We start from the raw sequence: 25,126 nt of genomic DNA on the forward strand, positions 1-25,126 counted from the left end.
GTTTATTAAAGTTGGCAGGGCGTGTAAAATTTAGGTCGAATTTTATTTATCCACCGTTTTTATCTTTTGAGGGTCTCCCTCGATCATAATCTCGCGGTGACATGCTCCATTGTACGGGGCATCACTCCTTAAGGATTTTTATATGCCAATTATCACTTTGCCAAATGGCGATCAAAAAGAATTTGATCATGCCGTGTCTGTGATGGAAGTTGCTCAAAGCATCGGTCCTGGTCTAGCAAAAAATACAGTTGCTGGTCGTGTAAACGATCGTTTAGTTGATGCGTCTGATTTAATTACAGAAGATGCTAGCCTACAAATTATCACGCCTAAAGATGAAGATGGTATTCACATCATTCGTCACTCTTGTGCGCACTTGGTGGGTCATGCAGTTAAGCAATTGTTCCCAGAAGCAAAGATGGTCATTGGTCCTGTCATTGAAGAAGGTTTCTACTATGACATCTGGATGCCACGTCCGTTTACTTTAGATGACATGGCAGCAATCGAAGAGCGCATGAAAAAGCTCATCGACCAAGACTATGATGTCATCAAAAAAATGACTCCACGTGATGAAGTGATCAAAGAGTTCACTGCACGTGGCGAAGAATACAAACTGCGTCTGATCGAAGACATGCCTGAAGAAACTGAAATGGGCTTGTACTACCATCAAGACTACTTGGATATGTGCCGTGGTCCGCACGTTCCAAATACTAAATTCTTAAAATCGTTCAAGTTGACTAAAATCTCTGGTGCTTACTGGCGCGGTGATGCGAAAAACGAACAGTTACAACGTATTTACGGTACAGCTTGGGCGGACAAAAAGCAGCTAGCTGCCTACATCAAACGTATTGAAGAAGCTGAAAAACGCGATCACCGTAAAATTGGTAAAGCGTTAGACTTGTTCCATATGCAAGAAGAAGCGCCGGGTATGGTGTTCTGGCATCCAAACGGCTGGACGATTTACCAAGTGCTTGAACAATACATGCGTAAAGTTCAACAAGCCAACGGTTACCAAGAAATCCGTACACCGCAAGTGGTTGATTTCACACTTTGGGAAAAATCAGGTCACGCAGCAAACTATGCTGAAAACATGTTTACGACTCACTCAGAGAACCGTAACTATGCTGTAAAACCAATGAACTGCCCATGTCACGTGCAAGTCTTCAACCAAGGTTTGAAATCTTACCGTGATCTTCCAATTCGTTTGGCTGAGTTTGGTTCATGTCACCGTAACGAACCATCGGGTTCATTACACGGCATTATGCGTGTACGTGGCTTTACACAAGATGATGCGCATATCTTCTGTACCAAAGAACAAATCGGTACTGAAGTTGCAGACTTTATTAAACTGACATTAGATGTTTATAAAGACTTCGGCTTTGAAGAAGTACAAATGAAGTTGTCGACACGTCCAGAAAAACGTGTGGGTGATGACAAACTTTGGGATATGGCAGAAAAATCTTTGGCAGACGCTTTAGATGCTGCAGGCCTAGAATGGGAACTTCAACCGGGTGAAGGCGCATTCTACGGTCCGAAAATTGAATTCTCATTGAAAGACTGCTTAGGTCGTGTATGGCAGTGCGGTACAATTCAATGTGACTTTAACTTACCAGAACGTCTTGACGCATCTTATGTGACTGAAGATAACGACCGTGATCAGCCTGTAATGTTGCACCGCGCAATACTTGGCAGTTTCGAGCGTTTTATTGGTATACTTATTGAACACTATGCTGGTTTCATGCCACCTTGGTTGTCTCCAATTCAAGCATGTGTGATGAACATTACCGATTCACAAGCTGAAGCATGTGAGTCAGTCGTCGCTAAACTTAAAGAAAGCGGTATCCGCGCGATTTCAGACTTGAGAAATGAGAAAATCGGCTTTAAGATTCGTGAACGTACTTTAGAGCGTATTCCTTACTTATTGGTTCTTGGGGACCGTGAAGTTGAGGAAGGTACTGTAAACGTCCGTACTCGCTCTGGAAAAAATTTGGGTACTATGTCAATTGATGCATTCGTTGACCTAGTAAAAGCAGCCGTAGCCGAACGCGGCCGGTACATTGTGGAGTAAAAGCGATTAAACAGCCTGACCGTAATCAACAGGGCGGAAAATCAAACCGTCCTGCCTTGAATGATGAAATTCGTGCAAAAGAAGTCCGTCTAGTAGACGAAAATGGCGAGCAAAAAGGGATTGTATCTCTTGCTGACGCTTTGCGTGCTGCAGAAGCAGTAGATCTTGACCTTGTTGAGATTGTTGCTAATGCTGAGCCACCAGTCTGCAAAATCATGGATTTTAACAAGCATTTGTTTGATCTAAAACAAAAGCAAAAAGAAGCGAAGAAAAAACAACATCAAGTACAGGTGAAAGAAATCAAGCTACGCCCTGGTACTGATGTTGGTGACTACAACGTTAAACTACGTGCCATTATCAAGTTCCTTGAAGAAGGCAATAAGGTAAAAATCACGCTTCGTTTCCGTGGTCGTGAAATGGCACACCAACAGTTAGGTTTGGCTCAATTGCAAAAAATTGAAGCTGACGTGGTTGACTATGGTGTTGTTGAACAAACACCAAAAATGGAAGGCCGTCAAATGGGTATGCTGCTTGGTCCTAAAAAGAAAAAGTAAGTATCCATTAAAAAAGCACTGCATTTGCAGTGCTTTTTTTTGCCTATATTTTGGTTTTTTAATCTCAATGATGTTCAAGGGTACCAATAATTTTTGCTGCGTATTGATTGGAAAATAGAGCAAAATTCATCAATGCGAACTTATGTCTGAGGGTATTAAGTAAGTTTCTTTAAGAAAGACAAATTTGATTATATTTTAATTGATATTCAATCGTTGTTTCGATTCAGACGTTTTGAAATGCTTTAATTTAGTTTTAATGTAGGTATAAAGTGAGCAAAGCTTTTTATTGAGCTAACTATGTGAGATCTATTTACATAAAACAGGCCGTGAAATAGGGGTTTTCAGTACCCTCCAATAGATTTTCATCTTGGTAATATTAGGTCGTATATTCCATGTCACAAAAGCAATGAGAAAAAAGCATAGTGCATAGAAATAGAACGTAGGATTATTTTTTGCAAGATACGCCAAAATTTAAAAAGAGTAGATGAACAGCTTGTAAGCCAGACCCACCAAGGATTCATTAAAAACACCTATGGGTAAGATTAAGTTGAGAATAGATAAAAAACGAAACATATAAATTGGAATCGAGACACTATATTTTTGAGATGGGATGATTTTGATTCTTTTTTGTGATGTTTTGAATCTAACTAATTCTCTTAATATAAAAAAGACCCCGAAGGGTCTTTTTAGATGGGGGCTTATTCAGCGCTATTTTCTTGGACAGGACTTTCTATCAATGCCTTTTTGCCAATTGGAATTTGGCGTGGTAGTTTTTCTTCAGGAATAATACGCTGTAAGTCCACTGTCAATAAACCATTTTCATATAGGGCTTGTTGCACTTCTATATGTTCATCTAAGCGTAAAGACAGTTTAAATGTACGACGAGCAATGCCTTTATGCAGGAATTCCACAGTTGTATCTTGCGCTTCAGTTGGTTTACCTGAAATGCTTAGCACTTGATTTTCTAAGTTTAGCGAAAGTTCATCTTCTGTAAAACCTGCGGTTGCCACCACAATGCGATAGCTATTTTCAGCCGTTTTTTCAATATTGTATGGCGGGTAATTTGGTGTGTCGCTTTGCATGGCATAATCAAATAAATCGTTGAAACGATCAAAACCAATGCTACGACGGAAAAGTGGGTTAAGATTTAAACTACTCATAATTAGAACTCTCTTTAATAAGCAAAGTTGTAACAATAAGAAATGTTCAGTGATGCTAGGCATCCACTGTTCACTAACAAGATCGTTTGATCCTTGTACATGTATCAATATCGGTCTGTGCTGATTTTTTTCAAGGGATTTTTATAAAAAAATTATATTTTTTGAATTTTTGTACCTTAAGTGATTTTAAAAGCAAAGTGATAATTCACATTTTAACGTTACTTTTCAGAAAAACTGACAAGCTTTCACTGGATTAAACATGTTATACATAAAGCAAAATGAGATTGCCTTACTGAAAATTAAAAAGGAATATAGATGATTGATCTCTACTATTGGGGTACACCCAATGGACATAAAATTACCATCGCTTTAGAAGAAATGGGTTTGGAATACCAAATTTTTCCGATTAATATCTTGGAAAATGATCAATTTCAGCCAGACTTTTTGAGAATTTCTCCGAACAATAAAATCCCTGCAATCGTGGATCAGAATGGCCCACGAGGAGAGTCAATTTCAGTTTTTGAGTCTGGTGCGATTCTGCAATATCTTGGACGTAAAACAGGTTTGTTTTATCCAGAAGATGAGTTTGAGCGCGTTGAAGTTGAACAATGGTTGATGTGGCAAATGGGTGGTTTTGGGCCCATGTTAGGACAAAATCATCATTTTAGTCGTTTTGCACCTGAACGTATTCCGTATGCAACTGAACGTTATGTAAATGAATCTAAACGCTTATATAAAGTTTTGAACCATCAGTTGATTGGTCAAAAATTTGTGGCTGGAGAGTATTCGATTGCAGATATGGCTATTCTGCCTTGGGCACTGCGTCATGAATGGCAGCAAATTCAGCTGGAAGATTATCCATACGTGAAAGACTATATCGATCGACTGACGGCCCGTCCAGCGGTACAAAAAGCCTTAGCAATACACGTTTAAAAAAAGAGCATGGAAACATGCTCTTTTTTTACGAAATAAATAGAAGCTTTTTCCACCAAGGTCTTTGGTTTTCTTTCAGGGGCTTGAGTGAGAAGGGCTGTAAGGCAACAAAGGGGGAGGCTACACCATTTTCGATATAAGGTTTGAACTTGGCACGTAAAAGTGACTGCTCAACCCGCTTATCAATGTGTGTAAGTCCAGAGCTTTTGATTAATTCAGCTTTTTGAACTTCGCCGGTGGCTAAAACATACAATTTAAAACTAAGGTCACGATTTTGATTGCCCAGATCGTCATTGTTGAAGTTAAAGATAGGTCGCTTTTGCCAAATCATTTGATCTTGTGTAATCACGTGTTGTTTGGCAACTTCAGAAGGACTTTGTGCATATAAAGCGGTCAAAATTTGTAATAACACAATAAAACTTAAGCAAAGAATTTTTTTCATAAAGTGAGTTAAAATTATTCAATATTTGCGTGGCAGATTAGAAGTCTCATGTATAAAAGTAAAGTGCGGAAAGACTCCCCTTAAGATTTTAGATAGGACGGAAGAAAATTCTAACGCTGTGTTAGAATGCGGCGCTGCCGAAAAGAACGCGTTGTTGACGGCTTAGTTGGACGATTTTGCGATGAAAGACTTTTTCTTAAATTTTACCCGTATTGTTGAAAATAACCCAAGAATCTATTGGAGTATTATTTTTGGTATTGCAGGCTGCTTAGTGCTATTTGTCGCTGAAATTGTGCATGTTCAAAATATTCTTGCAGATTTACATACCAAAGATCAAAACTTGATGCGGGCTGCGATTGAACCGATTTCTTCACAATATAAATGGTCGAGAATCGTTGTAATTGTTGCAGCAGTGCTTTGGTCAAATTTTGAATATTTGAAGTCGAAGAAAAAATTAGGTCTCTAAGCATTCGTTTCGATGTGGTCATTTTTAGTTTTATTCTTCGCGGCATTTGGGGCTGCGACCTTACTTCCTTTACAGTCCGAAGCCGTATTGCTCGGCTTGTTGAGCTATGGTCAACATAATCCATGGCTGCTGATTGTGGTGGCCAGTATTGGTAATATTCTCGGTTCTTGTGTGAATTGGTGGCTCGGTTTAAAAGTAGAACATTATAAAAATAAAACATGGTTTCCCGTGTCAGAGCTGAAAATGCAGCAGGCACAGGGTATTTATCACAAATATGGTTATTGGTCTTTGCTACTGAGTTGGCTGCCGATTATTGGAGACCCAATTACTTTAATCGCGGGTTTAATGAAAGAAAACTTCTGGCGATTTTTCACACTGGTCAGTATCGCCAAAATTGGACGTTATCTGTTTATCTACGGGCTATTTTTTCAATTACATTGAATATTTTTCAGCTGAATGCGCTCTTTAAATTGAATTTTAAAGATCTGATAAAACTTACGTGGCGCTTCGATTTTTGCCAGTTCAAATTTCTTTAATAGCAAGCGGGCAATTGGATCACTTGGACTTTGTATTAAACGAATATCGGAAATTTGGTTCTTATGATCTACGCTAAAACTAAAATCTATGCTGAATTGTTTTGCTTCAGATTCCGTCATCGGCAGCTTCATTGCGGGGACGTCTTTGTATTGAAATGTTCTATGTTGGCCAGACTGTTGGAGCTGCAAGCCCTCGGGCTCAAAATCAGCCCAGCAGGTTTTGATGGGCTTTCTTTTTGGTGTTTTACGTGTCGATGAATAGTCATCAGCATTAAATTCAAATGGCTGCGTCGCTCGGAAGGGATAGCTGATGCCCGATTCTATATAAGGCCTGAAGCGTGCCTTTTTTACCGCGTTAATGACCATATCATCCAAATCTGGCAAGCCTGAACTGGTGATGATTTTGACTGCGGTAATGTTGCCCGAGTTGTCTGCATCAATTGCGACATTGACAAATCTAGGGCGTCCTTCCAGATCTCCTGGCTCAAATTTAACTTTGGGTGCGCGCATCCAGCTGACAGGTCTGTCTTGCAATATTTTTACTTCGCTGGCGGGCGCAGTCTCAGCGGCAGCATACTGCGTGCACATCACTGTGCTTGCACAGAGCATTAGACCTATTGCTGTATATTGTTTCAACATAGTCATTCCATCAGTGCGCGGCACGCCAATTCATTATTTTAATGCCGCTAAAAATTGAGATTATGAGCAGCCATTCACTTTAAATTGAATTTCATCTTTAAAGTTCGACTTTTTATAGATCCAAAGGGTGCTCGCAGTACGTTTAACCGAGATCTGACTATTTCTTAGTGCTTCAACGACTTTCTGATCGAGTGCATAAATGCCAGAGCTTTGCTTGATCTTGACCTTTTTTACTTGTCCGTGTTTATCCACTTTAAAGTTAAATTTGACTTTACGATCATGCTGTTTCAACTCATGACTAGTGAGATCTAATTTTGGTTGAGATACATATTGGAATGGCGTTTTCTTATTTGCACTTTGTGCATTCCAAACTTTTGAATCAAAGTTGAAATCACATTCAGGCGTATTGCCTTTAACTCTCAAATTAAACGCTTGATAGCCAATAATGGCTTTGGCTTCACCATTTTCTAAATGTGGTTTGACTTTAGCTTTTTTGACAGCAGAAATTAAGATTCGGTCGAGTTGATCGACACCTGTACTTTCTTCAACACTTGCATCGGTAATTGTACCTTTTGCATTCGCTGTGACACGAATAATGGCTGCGCGGTCACGTTGCTTGAGGTCTTCATTGGCATATACCGGCTTTGGAAAAACCGACCAATTTAAGCGTGTAGTTAAATGTACAGGAGCAACTTCAATATTCTGTGCCGGAAGTTGATGGGTTTTGGTTGAAGCACTAAACGCTGTAGAAAATGGAGCGCAGGCCAAAAGGGTTAAGCACAGATATTGTTTCATAAGTCTATTCTAAGATCACTAAGTGAGTGATGAATGCGTCGATATTGCTGCGCAGTATTTCCTGTATTGGAAATACTGGCAAGGTTTAAATGGAAAATATGCCATTATTTTTTTGACTGATGGGTAATGTCGATCCAAAACAAGTCACGGGTTTTTGCCCAACTGATTGCAACAACAGCCATGGTCATACAACCACCAAAAAGTGTCGCCATGATCGTGCCCATATATTTGGCAGCCAATCCAGATTCAAATGCACCAAGTTCATTACTACTGGAGACAAACATGCCATTGACCGCGGCAACACGCCCACGCATATTTTCCGGCGGGTAGAGCTGTAAAATGGTTTGGCGAACCACCACGGAGATGCTGTCACATGCGCCGGTCATTGCCAGTGCGAAGAGTGATAACCAAAGATTGCTTGAAAATGCGAATAAAATGGTAAATACACCAAAACCCGCTACAGCCAATAACATATTACGCCATGCATGATGAGTTGGAGGGAATTTGGTCAATGCAATCATGGTGATCAGGGCGCCAATAGACGGTGCTGCCCGTAAGTAGCCTAAACCTTCAGGCCCCACTTTTAAAATATCTTCGGCAAAAATCGGTAAGAGGGCAATCACGCCACCAAAAAGCACAGAAACTAAATCGAGTGAAATCGCCCAAAGGACAATTTTGGTTTTCCAGATAAAACGAAAACCTTCACTTAAACTATCTTTTAAATTGTCAGATTCAATTTTAGGAAAACTGCGTTTATTGAGTAGGTAAATGAGAACGAAGCAGACCGTTAGTAGCGCCGCAACACTGAGTAAGCTGGTTTCACGACCTAAAAATGCCAACATAAAACCGCCAAGCATTGGCCCAATAATCACCCCACTTTGCCAACCAATCGTTGTCCATGTTGCACCATTGGCATAGAGCTCCCGCGGGATTAAAAAAGGTTTAAGCGACGTTGCCGAGGGATTATAGAAACCTCGGATCGTTCCAAGCCCAAAAATGACCGCATAAATACCCCAAGACAGTTGGGTGACATCAATTTGGCCGAGACCGTATTGGTGAAATAACCCCCAAAGAATCAGTGGCATCGGTACAGAAAAAAACAGACAAATTTTCATAATGGTCTGTTTATTGAAACGATCTGCAAAGTATCCTCCCCACAAAGAGAGAGCAATAAAAGGAATTGCTTCGGCTAAACCAATTAAGCCCAGTGTTAGCGGGTCTTTAGTGATTTGATACAGTGAGTAAGCAACAATAATTTCTTGAATCAAAATGGCTAAGGTCAGACAAAATTGATTGAGCGTAACAATCGAGAAATCCCGATAACGTAGGGCTGCAAAAGCATCCTGTGCAGGTTTCATAATGGACAGTAATAGTTGGCGTGCCGACATTATATAAGCCTTATTGGGCATCGCTTATAAAATCATCGGAAAATCTATATCAGAAAATTAATTAAGTTCGATATTCGGTAGAAAGATTCGCTTTTGTTTTGAGCAAAGATGCTTTAGAATACTCGCTCCCTTACCTGCAGGGCGTCTTTGCAATGGTGCAGACGTGCCGAACAGGTGTTCAAAAGAGGTTCTTATGCCTAAGATGAAAACTCGCCGTGGTGCAGCTAAACGCTTCAAGCCAACTGCAAACGGTTTTAAACGTCACCAAGCGTTCAAACGACACATTTTGACCAAAAAATCTGCTAAGCGTATCCGTCAATTACGCGGCTGTGTAATGGTTCACGTAAGTGACGTTGCTTCAGTTCGCCGTATGTGCCCATACATCTAAGGAGATTATAAATGGCTCGTGTTAAACGTGGTGTACAGGCTCATCGCCGTCATAAAAAAATTCTTGCTCGTGCTAAAGGTTACTACGGCGCTCGTTCACGCGTATATCGCGTAGCGTTCCAAGCAGTAATCAAAGCAGGTCAATATGCTTACCGTGACCGTCGTCAAAAGAAACGTCAATTCCGTGCTCTATGGATTGCGCGTATCAATGCTGGTGCTCGTCAAAATGGTTTGTCGTACAGCCGTATGATCGCTGGCTTGAAAAAAGCTCAAGTGATTATCGACCGTCGCGTACTTGCTGACATCGCTATGCATGACGCAGTTGCGTTTGCTGCTTTAGCTTCTAAAGCTAAAGATGCATTAGCTGCATAAGTCTTTATGACTTAAAAAGGGACCGCTTTTAGCGGTCTTTTTTTGGGCTTTAAATTCTTATGTAAGCTTAACCAATATTAATCGGTTTTTGTTTTAAGCTGGACATAAGCAAGGTCTCGGTGCTGAAAATGATAGTTATGCCAATGATAATAAATGGGAAATTCATAAATTGCATTTATTTTAAAGTGCGTGTTGTAGAAAGGTGTTTTGGGTAAAATATGAAAAGTTTGCTGGTTGTCTAATAACAACCATTTCTGACCATCTGCATCCATTGAGAGTAATTGCGCATCGGTCATTTTATGAGTGCCAAAATGCAAAGCATAATAACTATGCAATACCGGCATTAGAAAAAAGCTCAGGCTCAGCGTTAAAAATGTACTGGACAGCACGCTTCCTGTAAACGCCATTTTGGGAATATCTTTTTGTATCCACAATACGCTTGGAATGAAAATCAGCAGAAAAATAATGGCCAAACACAGCAAAACCGGATAATTGGAAATGTAAAAGAACTGCGCTTGCGCGTTTAAATATAAGCCCAAAATACCAATAGGAACGCTGCCGATAATCAGGTAGGCGATCCGCGAGCTGATCTTGGTTTGCAGAATTAAATTTTGCAGATCTTCTTGAGAAAGCGTCAGCGCCGCAATCTCATCCTGAAAATTATAATATTGTTTGAGTATTTGAATCAGCTGCCCTTTTTCATGTTCACTTAAGCATGCAAGGTGCAGTTGAGATTGAACATTTTTAAGGGGGAAGAATAAAAGCTGTGGATTTTCTTTGTTGGCAGTCTGATAAATAGGACGCTGCAGCCATGAGATCCGTTTTGGGCGTTTTATACCAAGAATGGCAAATTGACAGTATTCTACCTCCTGCCGCTGAATGAATGTGCTGAGAGGTATTTTCCACAAGCGGTAATAAATTTTATCAGGCGTAATGACCAGTTTAATCTGCGTTTTTAAGTAATCAATGACAATTATAGATACGATGTAGAGCAGGATCAGCTGGGCATGATCGGCTTGCAGCTTGTAAATCGGGAAATTTTTTAGGGTGAATTGCAGGTATTCAATCACTATGCTGACGTTAAGCGGTTGAGCTTGATCTCTAAACCATTTGAAAAAAGGTATAATAAAGACCATCGCAATGCCTAGTAAAATAAGCATTAAAATTGTTGGCCATGAAATCAGCGGTTTTTTAGCATAAATGTCAAATTCTGTTTTCATAAAGTCTCATAATAATTATGTTGAAATTTTATATTTAAGTGTTTGGTTACTATATTTAAATTTTGAATATTTGATCGATGCTTAGCGCTAAATTATATCTGAAAATGAATAGGCTAGGTAGGTGCTGCGCCCCGAGCCACGGTTTGTGCGTATTATGTCGTGATTTCAATGTTTAGCTTCGATCTTGTTGCCTGGCCGGTTTGTTTAATGCTCAGTTGAAGGCCCGCACATGCACACGGTGCTTTTCGCTCAGAACGGGAAGGTATTTATATTGCGCATGTTCATCATAATTGCGGGCAGAATTAATTCATTCATCTGGGGACAGCTAGAATCTGTTTTTTTTATAAGGCGTGCAGATAGGGGGGACGGCCATAAATGAATGGATAAATACCAACTGAAAAATTATTGGATCAATATAGTCTGTGAAAAGTGTGTTTTTATACTGCAATTGAACCTGACTTTATCAATATCGATGCAGATCTTTTAAATTATCGTGAAGAATAAAAGTTAACCTATCTTATCTAATACTGTTATCTTGAAGTAGGTTCACTTGACTCAAGTAGATCATCATGACAATGAAAAAAATAAACGTAGTCGGTACATCTGCTACAGGAAAATCAACATTTTCTAGGGCATTGGCAACAAAGCTTGGTTTGCATTACATTGAATTAGATAACTTGTTTTGGCTAGATGATTGGCAAGAATGTCCTGATGAGATCTTTTTTGCACGTATTGAAGCTGAAACCGCTAAAGCGAAAAATGGTTATGTTATTGATGGCAACTATACTCGAACGATTCCTGTTAAATGGTCTGAAATAGATACGGTGATATGGTTAGACCTTCCGTTTCCAGTCAATTTATACCGCTCTGTAAGGCGCGCATTTTCTCGGGCTAAGTCCAAACAAGATCTTTGGCCAGATTCAAATAATCAGGAAAGTTTGTGGCGAATGTTTGGTCGAGATTCAATCGTTTGGTGGATGATTAAGACCCATAAAAAGAATCGTGAAAAATATCTACAGATGATGAATGCACCTGAATATCAACATATTCAATGGATTCGTTTAAAGTCTGCAAATGCAGTTGATGCATTTTTAGAACAATTGGACTCTTATGTTTTTGATGTTTAAGTTTTGATGTTTATCAATAAAAAGTGCAGTTAAGTTACAGAAATAATCTTTATACCGCGCTTTGCGCCATGCCTAATGTATGGATAGAAAAGAACAAAAGGAAAATAAAATGTTGGCTGAAATAGTTGGTATGGGTCAAGGTAGCATCACTGTAGAGCTCGAAATGATTCCCCGCAAAGGTGAGGCGGTCAAAATCATGTATGGTGCAGACGCAGAGCTTGAGGGGGAAGTAGTCTCTGTCAGTCATTATATTAATCAACATGCCGATCAGCATCGCGTTCGATTAGAAATTCGTCCGTTTAATTATTTAACGACCTCATAATTTTGAGGTCATTCATACATAAGCATGTTCATAAAAAAGCCCTTCCATGAGAAGAGTTTTTTAGTGTTGATCACATTTATACAGTTAAAGTCCGAAGTAATAAGCCAATAAGCAAATCACTACCGTAATAATAATTAAGGTAATCACTCCACCTGCACCGGGTTTATGGGTTGGATTTGGCGTGTGTGCATGCTGAGGATTTGATTTTCTTTGCTCAGTTTTAAATCCATCCAGAGGAGAGCTTTCGACCACAGGAGTTAAACGTGCAGTTTTATAGTGATTGGCGATTTTTACGATAAATTTAGCCGTTAAATCTTCAGTTTTTTGAGCAAAATGGCGCAAATTTAACTGTTCTTCAGGTGTATAGATGCTGCCATCTGCATGATAGGGATGCTGAATTTTAGACTGAATGTGGCGGTTTAATGCATCTAAGCGATGCAAGCTGTCATGTGCAAAATCCGCTTGTGCATCCGTTGGCAAGAGTCCAAGTTTTGTAGATTCATTCGATTCGCTGCTCGGATCAGGCTGCGTACCATAATAAGGTGTGCCCAACACCTCCGGCTCAATAAAACCTTCCGCAGGTTTTTGTAAAAATAATTCTGCTTCAGTGAAGTTATGAATATCATCCCATCTTGGTAACTGCATATCCGCTTCGATGCGTTTAATGAGTTTATGGTTCAGCTCATAGCGCCAAAAGGTTTCTCGACGAATTTGCAGTTGTTGGGATGCCGGTGCTTCATAGTCATTTTCTGCGTTATACCACTCGGCAAGTTCTTTACCAAAAATCCACGCCTGCTTTTTATTTTGTTCGTGGCTCACAATAAAATGGGCAAAGGGAAGAAGTTCAACGTTAGCATTCGGATTTTGTTCATCATTTAGCAAGCTAGAGCTATGTAAACTTAAGCGTTGTACCCCTTGTTTTTTTAAGCCTTCTAGCCAAATTTGGAAATGTTGAGCCAATAAATGCTGTGATAGCAAATCACGAAAATGGAAACTGTGCTGATCAAAAATGTGGTGATTCAACCAACGTTGAAAACTCAAACCTTGGTTGAGAAATTCATTGCCATAAGTGACGAGTGTGAGCTGTTGTTTCCAGATTGGATCGAGTGCCATAAAGATTGGATCCCATTGATATTGTGTTTATCTTATACTTTTTTTAAAACTTGATGCTAATGCAATTTTAACTTGTGAATGCGCTTCATCATAACGGCTAAAAACTGTTAGAATAAGGGGTTTATATTATTTTTTTAAATTGTTGCTTTGAGAGTTACTATGTCACTGGAAGCCCTGACCACTGAAGCGCTCGCTGCGATTGCAGCAGCAGAGGACCTTGCTACACTCGACCAAGTGCGAGTGCAATTTACAGGGAAGAAAAGCCAGCTCGCGGAACAATCGAAGTCGCTCGGTAAAATGGACCCAGAAGAACGTAAAGTTTTTGGTGCTCAAATTCATGCCGTTCGTGAATCGATTACTGGCGCACTGACTGCTCGTCAAGCTGAATTACAAAAAGCTGCATTAGAACAAAAGCTTGCTAGCGAAACGATTGATATTACTTTACCCGGCCGTGGTCAAACGGTGGGTAGTATTCACCCTGTGACTCAAGTTCAAGAACGTATTTGCCAATTCTTTACCAAAGCTGGCTTTACTGTTGCGACTGGTCCAGAAGTTGAAGATGATTATCACAACTTTGAAGCATTGAACATTCCGGGTCATCACCCTGCACGTGCGATGCACGACACTTTCTATTTTGATGCGAATCATTTACTTCGTACGCATACCTCAGGCGTGCAAATTCGTACGATGGAAACTCAGCAGCCTCCAATCCGTATTGTGTGCCCTGGTCGTGTTTACCGCTGTGACTCAGATCAAACGCATTCTCCAATGTTCCATCAAATCGAAGGTTTGTACGTTGCTGAAAACACCAGCTTTGCAGAACTTAAAGGTTTGTTGGTGAACTTGTTAAATGAATTCTTTGAAAAAGATTTGAAAGTACGTTTCCGTCCATCTTATTTCCCATTCACAGAGCCAAGTGCGGAAGTGGATATCATGGATGAACGTGGTAAATGGTTGGAAGTTTTGGGCTGCGGTATGGTGCATCCAAACGTTTTACAAGCCGCTGGCATTGACCCAGAAAAATACAAAGGCTTTGCCTTTGGTTTAGGTGTAGAACGTTTTGCAATGTTGCGTTATGGCATTAATGACCTACGTATGTTCTACCAAAATGATGTGCGTTTCTTACGCCAATTTGCTTAAACAGTTTTATACCTCTCCCTAACCTCTCCTAAAAGGAGAGGGGTTGTCCATCATGACTTAGGGTTCGTCCTCTTTCTTTAAAGGGGAGCTAGAGGGGATTAGAAATTTAGAATTAATAGGTTTTTATACAATGAAAATTAGCGAAAATTGGTTGCGTACATGGGTTAACCCAGCCATTGATAGCGATACACTTTCTGACCAACTGACCATGTTAGGTTTAGAAGTTGATGATTTATCTCCTGCTGCAAAACCATTTACTGGTGTAGTAGTCGGTGAAGTTTTAACAGTGGTTCAACATCCCGATGCTGACCGTTTACGTGTCACTACTGTAAACATCGGTTCAGGCGAGCCGTTACAAATCGTTTGTGGTGCTCCAAACGTGCGTGTAGGCATGAAAGCTCCTGTAGCAACCATTGGTGCAGTACTTCCGGGCGATTTCAAAATCAAAAAAGGCAAGCTTCGTGGTGTTGAATCGCAAGGCATGCTGTGCGGTGCGTCTGAAATTGATCTTGAAGACAAAATCGACGGTCTATTAGAGCTTCCTGCAGATGCTCCTGTTGGTGTAAATGTGCGTGAATATTTAGATCTTGATGACAATGTGATTGATATCAGTATTACACCAAACCGTGGTGACTGTTTCAGTATTCGTGGTATTGCACGTGAAATTGGTGTGATTAATCAACTCCCTGTGACTGCCCCTGAAATTAAAGAAGTTGCTGCAACAATTACTGATGAGAAGAAAGTTGTTATTGAAACTGATGGTTGCCCACGTTACTTAGGTCGAGTGATCAAAAACGTCAATACCAAAGCACCAACTCCTGAGTGGATGGAACGTGCATTGGCTCGTGCGGGCATTCGTCAGCACAGTATTTTGGTCGATATTACCAACTACGTTTTAATGGAATTGGGTCAACCTTTACATGCATTCGATGGCGGTAAAGTTGAAGGGTCAGTTCGTGTACGCCAAGCAACAGCAGCAGAAAAATTAACGTTGTTGAATGAACAAGAAGTTGAATTATCTGAAAACGTGATGGTGATTGCGGATGATCAAAAAGCTTTGGCGATTGCAGGAATCATGGGTGGCCTAAGTTCAGCGGTTTCTGATGATACCACTGAAATTTTCCTTGAGTCGGCGTTCTTTGATCAACTCTATATCGCAGGTCGTGCACGTAGTTTTGGTTTGCATACTGATGCATCTCAGCGTTATGAACGCGGTGTAGACTTTGAATTGCCGATGACTGCAATGCATCGTGCTTCTCAGCTTATCGCTGATTTAGCTGGTGGTGAGTTTGGTCCAATTACTGTTGCTGAAAAAGTTGAATTATTACCAAAACGTGAAGCCATTGAACTGAACCAAGCGCAAGTTGATCAACTGCTCGGTTATAAAGTTGAATCTGCATTTATTACGGATGCTTTAACGCGTTTGGGTTGCAATGTCACTGTGAAAGCAGAAGGTGAGTGGACTGTTTTACCACCATCACACCGCTTTGACATGGCGATTTATCAAGACCTCATCGAAGAAGTAGCACGTATTCACGGTTACGACAATATTCAAATTAGCTTGCCGGTGATTGATGTCAAACTAGCGAAATACCAAGACCAATTTGAATTGGTTCAGTTACGTCAAACTGCAGTGGCTTTGGGTTATCAAGAAGCGATTAGCTTTAGCTTTGCAGATGCGAAACTAGAGAAACAATTGAATCCACAGGTTCAACCACTAGCGCTTGCAAACCCGATTTCTAGCGATCTTGCAGTGATGCGTTCAACCTTATTATCAAGTTTGATCCCATGTGTGCAATACAACGTGAACCGTCAGCAAAATCGTGTTCGTTTCTATGAGCTTGGTCTACGTTTTGATTATCAAGGTGCGAACAGCATTCATGATCTTAAACAGATCCCAACATTTGCACTGGTTGCAACAGGTTCGCGTACGACTGAATCTTGGCATGGTAAAGCACAGCCAATGGATTTCTTTGACTTTAAAGGCGATGTAGAAGAGATTTTAAATTCTGCACGTTTAAATGTTGAATATGTACGTTCAGAGCGTACGTGGTTGCATCCAGGTCAATCTGCTGAAATCTTAGTCAATGGTCAATCAATTGGTTACTTCGGTCGTTTACACCCATCTTTAGAAGATGAGTTGGATTTGGCGACTACTTGGGTCGCTGAATTAGATCAATCGGCTGTTTTGCAAACTTATGTATCTAATTTTACAGAATTATCACGTTTTCCGTCGGTTCGACGTGATATTGCGCTTTTAATTAGTGATAAGATTAATGTTAGTGAAATTCAGCAACTTATCGAAAAAACCGGCGGTGAGCTTTTAGACGCAGTTTGGTTATTCGATGTGTACACTGGTCAAGGTGTCGAAGAAGGCAAGCGCTCATTGGCATTTGCAATTCAATGGCAACATCCAACACGTACATTAGAAGATGCTGAAATCAAAACCGGTATGGATAACATACTTCAGGTGTTGGAAAACACTTACCAGGCGACATTGAGGGCTTCATGACAGCATTAACAAAAGCAGAAATGGCTGATCATTTAAGTGAGCTCACGAGTTTAAACCGTCGTGAAGCAAAACAAATGGTCGAGTTATTCTTCGATGAGATTAGCCAAGCGCTAATCTCTGGGGAACAAGTTAAACTCTCTGGTTTCGGTAACTTCGAGTTGCGTGATAAACGTCAACGCCCAGGCCGTAACCCGAAAACGGGTGAAGAAATTCCGATTTCTGCCCGTCGTGTAGTGACCTTCCGTGCGGGACAAAAATTCCGTCAACGTGTTGGAAATGAGCAGATCGATTGATCTGCTTTTTTTTGCCTTTGATTTAGGAGGTGCAGTGTTCATCATCTATCGCACAAGTCATGTTGAAGAATATTCGTTTTAAAGTGAGATGATATATTTGAGTTGAGTTGAGTTGTCGTAGAGATTGATTATGGCTTTCTTTTAGCAAAATCGTCAGTTTTTATTTTTCAATAAGCATGGGTTTAGTATTTTGAATTTAAGCTCTTTTTATGAACTAGGCTTTAAAGTTTCAGGCAATAAAAAAGAGAGCCAAAGGGCTCTCTTTTTGTGCTGAATAATCGGTTAGATTATTGAGCTTCAGAAGCAGCAGCAGTAGCTTCAGATGCAGCAGCAGTAGCTTCAGATGCAGCAGCAGTAGCTTCAGATGCAGCAGCAGAAGCTTCAACAGCAGCAGCGTCAGACGCAGCAACTACTTCAGAAGCAGCAGCTTCAGATGCAGCAGCAGGAGCAGCTTCTTCAGTTTTTTTAGCACAACCAACGAAAGCTAAAGTAGTAGCAACTGCAGCAGCAATAGCGATTTTTTTGAATAACATGGCATCACTCTCTAAAATATGAGATTAAAAAATAACCTGCGTTAGTCTGTTGTGTGCTTTTTATTATGCCTAATTTGAATAGGTATTAAAAATGCATAGAGCAGTCTAACTGGTCTGCGTGTATGCTATCACTGAGTATTTTGAAATGCTACTAGTGACTTTGAAAAAACCGTTAAAAATAGGTGAAAAACGGCCATTTTTTAACAGAAAATAACAATTAAGAGAAAGTTTTATATTGGCGAAATAGCAAATAAACTACTAAAAAGAATAGGGTTTTTTAACATATATTTTTTATAATCATAAACTTGAAAATAAGTTTATATGGAGATCTATCAAATGTTTCTTTGTGTAACTAAAGTCAACCAAATAAAAAGGCCATCGTTATAGATGGCCTTTTCAGTCAAACATTCAACTTAGTTGGATGCTTTACGTTTCATTTGATCGAAGAAATCATCATTGGTTTTGGTTTCTTTCATGCGATCAAGCAAGAATTCCATCGCTGCAAGTTCGTCTTGTGTATGAAGCAATTTACGTAAAATCCAAACTTTACGGAGGTTATCTTCAGACATTAGGCGCTCTTCACGACGTGTACCTGATTTTTTGATGTTCATCGCAGGGAACACACGTTTTTCAGCAATACGACGGTCTAGGGTAATTTCTTGGTTACCTGTACCTTTGAATTCTTCGTAGATCACTTCATCCATCTTACTGCCAGTTTCAATCAACGCAGTTGAGATAATCGTCAGTGAACCACCTTCTTCGATATTACGTGCTGCACCGAAGAAACGTTTTGGACGTTCTAAAGCATGGGCATCCACACCACCAGTAAGAACTTTACCAGATGAAGGGATTACAGTGTTGTAAGCACGTGCTAAACGAGTAATTGAGTCAAGCAAAATCACTACATCTTTTTTGTGTTCAACAAGACGTTTAGCTTTTTCAATCACCATCTCTGCAACTTGAACGTGACGAGCTGGTGATTCATCGAATGTTGAAGCAACCACTTCACCACGAACAGTACGTTCCATTTCTGTTACTTCTTCAGGACGTTCGTCAATCAGAAGGACAATCAAGAAACATTCAGGATTGTTACGAACAATCGACTGAGCGATGTTTTGTAACAACATGGTTTTACCCGCTTTTGGCGGTGCAACGATAATTGAACGTTGACCTTTACCAATCGGAGCAACCAAGTCAACCACACGCGCAGTTAAGTCTTCTGTTGTACCATTACCTAATTCCATTACCAATTGTTCGGTTGGAAATAAAGGTGTTAAGTTTTCGAAAAGAATCTTATTACGTGAGTTTTCGGGTGTGTCGTAGTTAATTTGATTAACTTTTAATAATGCAAAGTAACGTTCGCCTTCTTTAGGTGGACGAATCGTACCTGTAATAGTGTCACCAGTACGAAGGTTGAAGCGACGGATTTGTGATGGGCTCACATAGATATCGTCAGGGCCGGCTAGGTAAGAACCCGCTGCAGAGCGTAAGAAACCAAAGCCGTCCGACAGAATTTCTAGAACGCCATCACCAAAAATCTCTTCGCCGTTCATTGCGTGGCGCTTTAAGATGGCAAAAATAATATCTTGCTTACGGTTACGAGCCATTCCTTCGAGGCCCATAAACTCGGCAATCTTGATGAGTTCGCCAATCGGTTTTTTCTTGAGTTCGGTTAAGTTCATAGGTGGTCAGATAGAATCTAAAATTCTGAGGTACAGGTTGGAAAAGGGAGCAACAAATGTGCCGCGATCATGCAAGAAACGATAGCAATTGGTTTGCACAAAACAATTCAGAGATCTGATTCGTTATATGAAGAGAGATGTGAAAAACAATTCTGTTGCCGAGCGGCATTTTATGTGTTGTGTTGTAAGAAAATGACAGGATTTGAGATCCTTAATTTCTTGAGTAAACAATATAAGAGAGAACACAGCATTTGTCAATTTATCAACCAAAAAAATACGCTGTGTAAAACAGCGTATTTTCGAGTGTTATTATCGAAAAAATATTAGATGTTTTCTTCGATGAAAGCTGTCAATTTAGATTTTGGTGCGGCACCGACTTGGGTTGCTACAACTTCGCCGTTTTTAAACATTAATAATGCAGGAATGTTACGGATGTTGTAGTTTACAGCTGTTTGTTCGCAAGAAGTTACGTCTACTTTAACGATTTTAACTTTGCCTTCAAACTCAGTTGAAAGTACTTCAAGTACAGGTGCAATGGCTTTACAAGGAGCACACCAACCTGCCCAGAAATCTACAAGTACAGGAGTATCAGACTCTAGTACATCGGCTTGGAAGTTTTCATCAGTTGTATTTACGATATTGCCAGACATGGATTTTGCTCCGGAATTAATTTTTAAGTTGACTCTATGTTTATAAGTATTACATAGCCAACTATAACAATGTAGGGGGTTATGTAAATTTTCGACCTGAATGGTCAGTTTGTCTAATGGATGATCACGATGCCGATGATCGTGTATGACTATCATTGCTTCAGATAAAAAATCGATAAGTTCCGCCCGAACTACTCATAAATGGCTTTTAAATTGCATGTATGTGAATTAATCTAAGCACAATTCTGAACAGGTTTTTTTGAATAATGTCTGATTTTTTGATTGATGAAGAATTACTTGCTGCTATCGATATGGGATCGAACAGCTTCCACTTGGCTATCGCACGCGTAGACCATGGTGAAGTGAAAAAAGTTGCATCAATGTCAGAAAAAGTACAGCTTGCCGCAGGTCTAGACGAAAATAAAAATTTGACTGAAGCCGCACAGCAACGAGGATTAGCCTGCCTAGCACGTTTTGTGGGGCGTTTAAATCCTGTACAAGCTAACCGTTTACGTATTGTGGCGACTAATGCCTTGCGTCAAGCAAAAAATGGTCATGAATTTATCCAAAAAGCCGCTGAAATTTTACCAAAACCAATTGAAATCATTGCTGGTCGTGAAGAAGCCCGTCTAATTTATTTAGGGGTTTCACATACTATGGCAAATAGTGGTCGCCGCCTTGTGATTGATATCGGTGGGGGTTCAACAGAGTTGATTATTGGTGAAGAGTTTGAACCGATTCATACAGAATCTGTGCAAATGGGCTGTGTCGCTTTTACCAAAGCGTTTTTTGCTGATGGTGAAATTAACCTGAAAAGTTTTGATAAAGCGGTAAATGCTGCTCGCAAGGAAATCGCAGGCATTGCCAACACTTATAAAGCTGCGGGCTGGGATACTGTTGTCGGTTCAAGTGGCACGATCAAAGCATGTCGTCAGATTTGTGTCAATATGGGCTGGAGCAACGATCAGGAAGAACTGACACGTGACGGTTTATTTAAACTCAAAGATAAATTGCTTAAATATAAGCATGTCAATGAAATGGAATTTGATGGTCTAAAAGAAGACCGTCGAGCAGTTTTGCCAGCCGGCATTGCCATTTTGTATGCAGTCTTTGATGTGCTGAATATCGATAAATTGGTTTATTCTGATGGCGCGTTACGTGAAGGCGTGATGTACGACCTATTGGGACGTTTCCAACATGAAGATGTTCGTGACCGTTCTGTACATGCGTTGATGGGTCGCTACAACGCAGATGTAAAACAAGCTGAGCGTGTGGTAAATACCGCGCAACAACTGTTTAATGGTGTGGCGAGCGCACTGAATTTGACCAGTGATGACAGTGATTTACTGCGTCGTGCCGCGTATTTGCATGAAATTGGTTTAGCGATCAGTCATAGTGGTTACCATCGTCATGGTGCTTATTTACTGCAACATTCGGATATTCCTGGTTTCTCACAAATTGATCAAAATCATTTGTCGCATTTAGTAGCGCATCATCGTCGTAAGTTACGCAGTGACGCGCGCATTGATGTGATGAAAGTCGGTGGTAACAAACTTGTTTACTTATGTCTATTGCTTCGTTTAGCAGTTTTATTAAATCATAGTCGCAGCGATGAGATGCTTCCTGCCATTGAATTAAGCGTGGACAATGCGCAACAATGGCAACTTAGTGTTTCTGGTGATGCCAAACAGTGGCCTTTGTTGGTTGCAGACTTGCATGATGAGCAGGTGCAATTTAAGCATTGGGATATTGAACTGAATATCCAGTCGGAACAATTTATCAATTAAGAGACCAGTTAAGTTAGGGATAATGATCGACCTATGAAAAATAAAGCAGCTCAATCTAAAGCCTGGACTACGGTTCAGATCGCACGTCATCCTGAACGTCCGCAGTTTTTGGATTATGTTGGCGAAATTTTTACAGAGTTCGATGCTTTGCACGGTGACCGCCTATTTGGTGATGACGGCGCGATGATTGGTGGTTTGGCTCGTTTAGATGGTCAGCCTGTGATGATTGTAGGTCAGCACCGTGGTCGTAGTACACGTGAAAAATTACAACATAATTTTGGTATGAGTAACCCCGAAGGTTACCGTAAAGCACAGCGTTTATTGGATATGGCCGAGCGTTTTAATCTGCCAGTCTTTACCTTTATTGATACCATGGGTGCGTACCCAGGTGTGGGTGCAGAAGAGCGTGGTCAGGCCGAAGCGATTGCAACTAGCTTAGCTCAGCTTTCTTCACTCAAAGTGCCTGTAGTGGCAACGGTATTGGGTGAAGGTGGTTCGGGTGGTGCGCTCGGTATTGGCGTGGCTGACCGTGTGATTATGCTATCTCACAGTATTTATTCAGTGATTTCACCTGAAGGCTGTGCATCTATTTTGTGGAAAACTGCAGAGAAAGCAGAACAAGCAAGTGAAGCATTGGCATTGACGGCAGATAAATTGCAGAAGATGGGCATTGTGGAATACGTGGTGGACGAAGCGGAGGGCGCACATTTAAACCCTGAAAAAGTCATGCAGGATTTGAAAGTGGTCTTGAAGCAAGCTCTAGAAGAACTGCAACCAATGGATGCAAACGAACGATGCGAAGCGCGTTATCAGCGTTTAATGAAGTTTGGCAGCGACAATTTAGGGCTGACTGCTTAAGTCAAATTCAGGCGCTGCCTGAACAAAGCCGATTTTTAATAGGATGTAGTGGTGGCATGGATTCCATGTTGCTGCTGCATCTTATGTCGTTTTTGTGCCCTGAAAAAATACGGGTGATTTATATTGATCACCAACTACAAGCGTGTAGTCATGCTTGGGGCGAGTTTGTACGCGCTCAGTGTGCAGCGCTGAATCTTCCATTCATCATACAAAAAGTTCAGGTTGCGCAAGGTAACCTTGAAAATCAAGCCCGCTCAGCCCGCTATCAAGCCTTTGTCGAACATTTACAAGCAGATGAAATATTGGTACTCGCGCATCATCAGCAAGATCAAGCTGAGACACTGATGTTGCGGCTACTTTCAGGTGCCGGTGTCCATGGCCTTGCTGCCATGAAAAAATTCGATGTGCGTGAAGATTTTACATTATGGCGTCCGCTATTAGATCTTTCACGTGAGCAAATTTGCCAATGGGCAGCACAGCTGCATGTGCAAAATATTCAAGACCTCACCAATTTTGATACCGACTATGACCGTGCGTGGAGTCGTGAGATTTTGTGGCCGTTACTCAGCGATCGATTTCCTAAAATGCAGCAAGCCTTGAGTCGAACCAGTTATTTGATGCAAGATGCTGATGAAATTTTATATGAGGTGTTGCAGCAAGATTTAGCGGCCTGTGGTTCATCGCAAATGTTATCTTTGGCTGCTTTACAACAGCTCAGTCAGGCACGTCAGCGTCAGTTGTTATCGCACTGGATGAAAGGTGAGGGGCAATATCGTCCAAGTTTTGAAATGGTACAGCGTTTATTTTCAGAAGTGATTGGCTCACGCGAAGACTCGCAAGCGGCATTACACTGGAATGGGTTTTATTATCTGCGCTTTCAACAGCAACTTCATCGGATTGCCAAAGCGGATTATCTTCAAACTGACCCCATTCAAGAGGTTGAGGTTATAACTTGTGTTGCAGGTCAGTGCCACAAGTTGCCTGCCGGACATTTTGTGATTCAACCCTCAGAGGTTGGCTTATCACCTGAATTATTGGGGCAGCAACTGCAGATTCGCCCACGTCTTGGCGGCGAAAAAATTCATTTGTATGGTCGTGTCGGAAGTTGGCCGTTGAAAAAAGCCATTCAGCAGGCGCAAATTTTTCCATGGCAGCGTCATACTATTCAAATATTAAGCCGAGATAATGTTATGCTAGGCGTCTTTACGCCTCAGGGCTTTTGGTTGGCACAGTCTGAATTTTGTACTCAAGCTGGCTGGCAACCGACATTATCTCTTAACGCTAAATCTGCAATATCGGATCTTCAATCATGAGCGCAATTCTAAATTGTAATATCAGTTTCATTGGTGGCGGCAACATGGCACAGGCTTTAATTGGTGGCCTAATTGCACGTGGTGTCCCGACGACACGTATTACAGTTTCAGATCCCGTAGAAAAAGTACGTGAGCTTTTGGCTGAAAAAGATTTGCATGTGACCGATGATAATGTTGCGGCAATTCGAGATGCTGATATTGTACTTTTTGCCGTTAAACCTCAGGTGTTGGCAAAAGTTTTGGCACCATTACAAGGGTTGCTAGAAGGGAAGTTGGTGATTTCAATTGTTGCAGGTGCAGAAATTGCAACGATTTCAAAACTATTAGGCACAGAGCGTATTGTTCGTGTCATGCCAAACACACCTGCTTTAGTTCAAACCGGTGCGCATGGTTTGTATGCAGGTGAAGCGGTTTCGGCTGAAGATCGTGATCTTGCAAGTCAAGTTTTGGCTTCAACTGGTTTAACACTTTGGGTAAACTCTGAAGCGCAGATTGATGCGGTAACAGCAGTTTCTGGCTCAGGTCCTGCATACTTTTTCTATATGATGGAAAGTATGATCCGTGCAGGAAAAAACATGGGCTTGGATGAAAAAGTGGCTACAGCACTCACCTTGCAAACTGCATTAGGTGCCGCACAAATGGCGATTACCAGTGCCAACAGTCCTGCGGAGTTGCGTAAAAATGTAACTTCTCCAAATGGTACCACACAAGCCGCGATTGAAGTATTTGATCGTGCTCAGATTTCACAAAATATTCAGGCCGCTTTAGCTGCAGCGCAAAAGCGTAGCCAAGAGTTGGCACAAGAGTTAAGCGAAAGCACCAAATAATTCGATTTGATT

At 40.8% G+C, this 25,126-nt stretch carries 26 protein-coding genes; 16 read left to right on the forward strand and 10 right to left on the reverse strand.

The features are described 5' to 3' along the window. Positions 1-142: 142 nt before the first annotated feature. Both thrS and infC read left to right on the forward strand, forming a co-directional pair. Positions 143-2,065 (forward strand): threonine--tRNA ligase, encoded by a 1,923-nt coding sequence (thrS, locus tag FTU64_RS09900; RefSeq protein ID WP_078189589.1) that lies wholly within the window; start codon positions 143-145, stop codon positions 2,063-2,065. A 5-nt stretch (positions 2,066-2,070) separates the two neighbouring features. Then, positions 2,071-2,619, forward strand: coding sequence for a translation initiation factor IF-3 (infC, locus tag FTU64_RS09905; protein WP_078192643.1), 549 nt, complete (start codon positions 2,071-2,073; stop codon positions 2,617-2,619). 698 nt (positions 2,620-3,317) lie between these two features. Here the strand turns inward: infC and FTU64_RS09910 are convergent. Next, a complete protein-coding gene (locus FTU64_RS09910) occupies positions 3,318-3,779 on the reverse strand; it encodes an Hsp20 family protein (RefSeq protein ID WP_168378471.1) in 462 nt (153 codons plus the stop codon). Between the two features lie 315 nt (positions 3,780-4,094). Between FTU64_RS09910 and FTU64_RS09915 the strand changes: the two genes are divergently transcribed. After that, the gene (locus tag FTU64_RS09915) at positions 4,095-4,712 is read left to right on the forward strand and encodes a glutathione S-transferase N-terminal domain-containing protein (RefSeq protein ID WP_168378472.1); all 618 of its coding nucleotides are present in this window, start codon (positions 4,095-4,097) and stop codon (positions 4,710-4,712) included. A gap of 28 nt (positions 4,713-4,740) precedes the next feature. On the opposite strand, the gene FTU64_RS09920 is transcribed toward FTU64_RS09915, so the two are convergent. Further along, positions 4,741-5,154 carry an energy transducer TonB gene (locus FTU64_RS09920; RefSeq protein ID WP_180059694.1) on the reverse strand — a complete coding sequence of 138 codons (414 nt, stop codon included), beginning with the start codon at positions 5,152-5,154 and terminating at the stop codon, positions 4,741-4,743. A 181-nt stretch (positions 5,155-5,335) separates the two neighbouring features. On the opposite strand from FTU64_RS09920, the gene FTU64_RS09925 reads away from it, so the two are divergent. Continuing rightward, positions 5,336-5,620, forward strand: a complete 285-nt coding sequence (locus tag FTU64_RS09925; protein WP_078192639.1) for a hypothetical protein — start codon at positions 5,336-5,338, stop codon at positions 5,618-5,620. A 12-nt stretch (positions 5,621-5,632) separates the two neighbouring features. After that, a complete protein-coding gene (locus FTU64_RS09930) occupies positions 5,633-6,061 on the forward strand; it encodes a YqaA family protein (RefSeq protein ID WP_111884728.1) in 429 nt (142 codons plus the stop codon). On the opposite strand, the gene FTU64_RS09935 is transcribed toward FTU64_RS09930, so the two are convergent. The 3 genes from FTU64_RS09935 to FTU64_RS09945 all read right to left on the reverse strand — a co-directional run bounded on the left by FTU64_RS09935 (position 6,049) and on the right by FTU64_RS09945 (position 8,948). After that, the gene (locus tag FTU64_RS09935; RefSeq protein ID WP_180059695.1) at positions 6,049-6,795 is read right to left on the reverse strand and encodes an energy transducer TonB; all 747 of its coding nucleotides are present in this window, start codon (positions 6,793-6,795) and stop codon (positions 6,049-6,051) included. The genes FTU64_RS09930 and FTU64_RS09935 overlap by 13 nt on opposite strands. Positions 6,796-6,855: 60 nt before the next feature. Beyond that, on the reverse strand, positions 6,856-7,590 hold the full coding sequence (locus tag FTU64_RS09940; protein WP_180059696.1) for an energy transducer TonB: 735 nt from the start codon (positions 7,588-7,590) through the stop codon (positions 6,856-6,858). A gap of 104 nt (positions 7,591-7,694) precedes the next feature. Continuing rightward, positions 7,695-8,948 (reverse strand): MFS transporter, encoded by a 1,254-nt coding sequence (locus tag FTU64_RS09945; RefSeq protein ID WP_180055953.1) that lies wholly within the window; start codon positions 8,946-8,948, stop codon positions 7,695-7,697. Positions 8,949-9,171: 223 nt separating this feature from the next. On the opposite strand from FTU64_RS09945, the gene rpmI reads away from it, so the two are divergent. Next, positions 9,172-9,366, forward strand: coding sequence for a 50S ribosomal protein L35 (rpmI, locus tag FTU64_RS09950; protein ID WP_065994397.1), 195 nt, complete (start codon positions 9,172-9,174; stop codon positions 9,364-9,366). An 11-nt stretch (positions 9,367-9,377) separates the two neighbouring features. After that, a complete protein-coding gene (gene rplT / locus FTU64_RS09955) occupies positions 9,378-9,737 on the forward strand; it encodes a 50S ribosomal protein L20 (RefSeq protein WP_004647525.1) in 360 nt (119 codons plus the stop codon). Positions 9,738-9,814: 77 nt separating this feature from the next. On the opposite strand, the gene FTU64_RS09960 is transcribed toward rplT, so the two are convergent. After that, the gene (locus FTU64_RS09960; protein ID WP_180055942.1) at positions 9,815-10,957 is read right to left on the reverse strand and encodes a hypothetical protein; all 1,143 of its coding nucleotides are present in this window, start codon (positions 10,955-10,957) and stop codon (positions 9,815-9,817) included. A gap of 575 nt (positions 10,958-11,532) precedes the next feature. On the opposite strand from FTU64_RS09960, the gene FTU64_RS09965 reads away from it, so the two are divergent. Further along, a complete protein-coding gene (locus FTU64_RS09965; RefSeq protein ID WP_180055954.1) occupies positions 11,533-12,084 on the forward strand; it encodes an adenylate kinase in 552 nt (183 codons plus the stop codon). Positions 12,085-12,193: 109 nt separating this feature from the next. Beyond that, positions 12,194-12,406, forward strand: a complete 213-nt coding sequence (locus tag FTU64_RS09970; RefSeq protein WP_111884721.1) for a hypothetical protein — start codon at positions 12,194-12,196, stop codon at positions 12,404-12,406. Between the two features lie 84 nt (positions 12,407-12,490). Here FTU64_RS09970 and FTU64_RS09975 read toward each other — a convergent pair whose 3' ends face one another. Further along, positions 12,491-13,519 carry a hypothetical protein gene (locus FTU64_RS09975; protein ID WP_180055943.1) on the reverse strand — a complete coding sequence of 343 codons (1,029 nt, stop codon included), beginning with the start codon at positions 13,517-13,519 and terminating at the stop codon, positions 12,491-12,493. 159 nt (positions 13,520-13,678) lie between these two features. Here FTU64_RS09975 and pheS point away from each other — a divergent pair, with 159 nt between their 5' ends. From pheS to FTU64_RS09990, 3 genes are all read left to right on the forward strand, one after another. Then, a complete protein-coding gene (gene pheS / locus FTU64_RS09980) occupies positions 13,679-14,659 on the forward strand; it encodes a phenylalanine--tRNA ligase subunit alpha (RefSeq protein WP_180024390.1) in 981 nt (326 codons plus the stop codon). 130 nt (positions 14,660-14,789) lie between these two features. Then, entirely contained in the window at positions 14,790-17,171 is a 2,382-nt protein-coding gene (gene pheT, locus FTU64_RS09985) for a phenylalanine--tRNA ligase subunit beta (protein ID WP_180055944.1), read from the forward strand. Further along, a complete protein-coding gene (locus tag FTU64_RS09990; RefSeq protein ID WP_004649746.1) occupies positions 17,168-17,464 on the forward strand; it encodes an integration host factor subunit alpha in 297 nt (98 codons plus the stop codon). Before pheT ends, FTU64_RS09990 begins: the two co-directional genes overlap by 4 nt. A 287-nt stretch (positions 17,465-17,751) precedes the next feature. Here the strand turns inward: FTU64_RS09990 and FTU64_RS09995 are convergent, their stop codons facing one another. From FTU64_RS09995 to trxA, 3 genes are all read right to left on the reverse strand, one after another. Then, the gene (locus FTU64_RS09995; protein WP_078192631.1) at positions 17,752-17,997 is read right to left on the reverse strand and encodes a hypothetical protein; all 246 of its coding nucleotides are present in this window, start codon (positions 17,995-17,997) and stop codon (positions 17,752-17,754) included. 413 nt (positions 17,998-18,410) lie between these two features. Beyond that, a complete protein-coding gene (gene rho, locus FTU64_RS10000) occupies positions 18,411-19,679 on the reverse strand; it encodes a transcription termination factor Rho (protein WP_067731074.1) in 1,269 nt (422 codons plus the stop codon). 323 nt (positions 19,680-20,002) lie between these two features. Beyond that, positions 20,003-20,329, reverse strand: coding sequence for a thioredoxin (gene trxA / locus FTU64_RS10005; protein ID WP_078192629.1), 327 nt, complete (start codon positions 20,327-20,329; stop codon positions 20,003-20,005). Between the two features lie 266 nt (positions 20,330-20,595). Here trxA and ppx point away from each other — a divergent pair, with 266 nt between their 5' ends. Genes ppx through proC form a run of 4 tightly spaced genes read left to right on the forward strand, consistent with a single transcriptional unit; the run spans position 20,596 to position 25,114 of the window. Continuing rightward, positions 20,596-22,116: an exopolyphosphatase gene (gene ppx, locus FTU64_RS10010; RefSeq protein WP_180059697.1), complete on the forward strand. Its 1,521-nt coding sequence runs from the start codon at positions 20,596-20,598 to the stop codon at positions 22,114-22,116. Between the two features lie 33 nt (positions 22,117-22,149). Then, positions 22,150-22,974: an acetyl-CoA carboxylase carboxyltransferase subunit alpha gene (locus FTU64_RS10015; protein ID WP_078189570.1), complete on the forward strand. Its 825-nt coding sequence runs from the start codon at positions 22,150-22,152 to the stop codon at positions 22,972-22,974. Next, positions 22,911-24,287: a tRNA lysidine(34) synthetase TilS gene (tilS, locus tag FTU64_RS10020; protein ID WP_180055946.1), complete on the forward strand. Its 1,377-nt coding sequence runs from the start codon at positions 22,911-22,913 to the stop codon at positions 24,285-24,287. Before FTU64_RS10015 ends, tilS begins: the two co-directional genes overlap by 64 nt. Next, the gene (gene proC / locus FTU64_RS10025; protein ID WP_168378486.1) at positions 24,284-25,114 is read left to right on the forward strand and encodes a pyrroline-5-carboxylate reductase; all 831 of its coding nucleotides are present in this window, start codon (positions 24,284-24,286) and stop codon (positions 25,112-25,114) included. The genes tilS and proC overlap by 4 nt, the downstream gene beginning before the upstream one ends. Positions 25,115-25,126 lie beyond the last annotated feature (12 nt).

It is taken from the genome of Acinetobacter sp. YH12128 (assembly GCF_013418655.1).
GTDB classification, from domain to species: domain Bacteria; phylum Pseudomonadota; class Gammaproteobacteria; order Pseudomonadales; family Moraxellaceae; genus Acinetobacter; species Acinetobacter amyesii.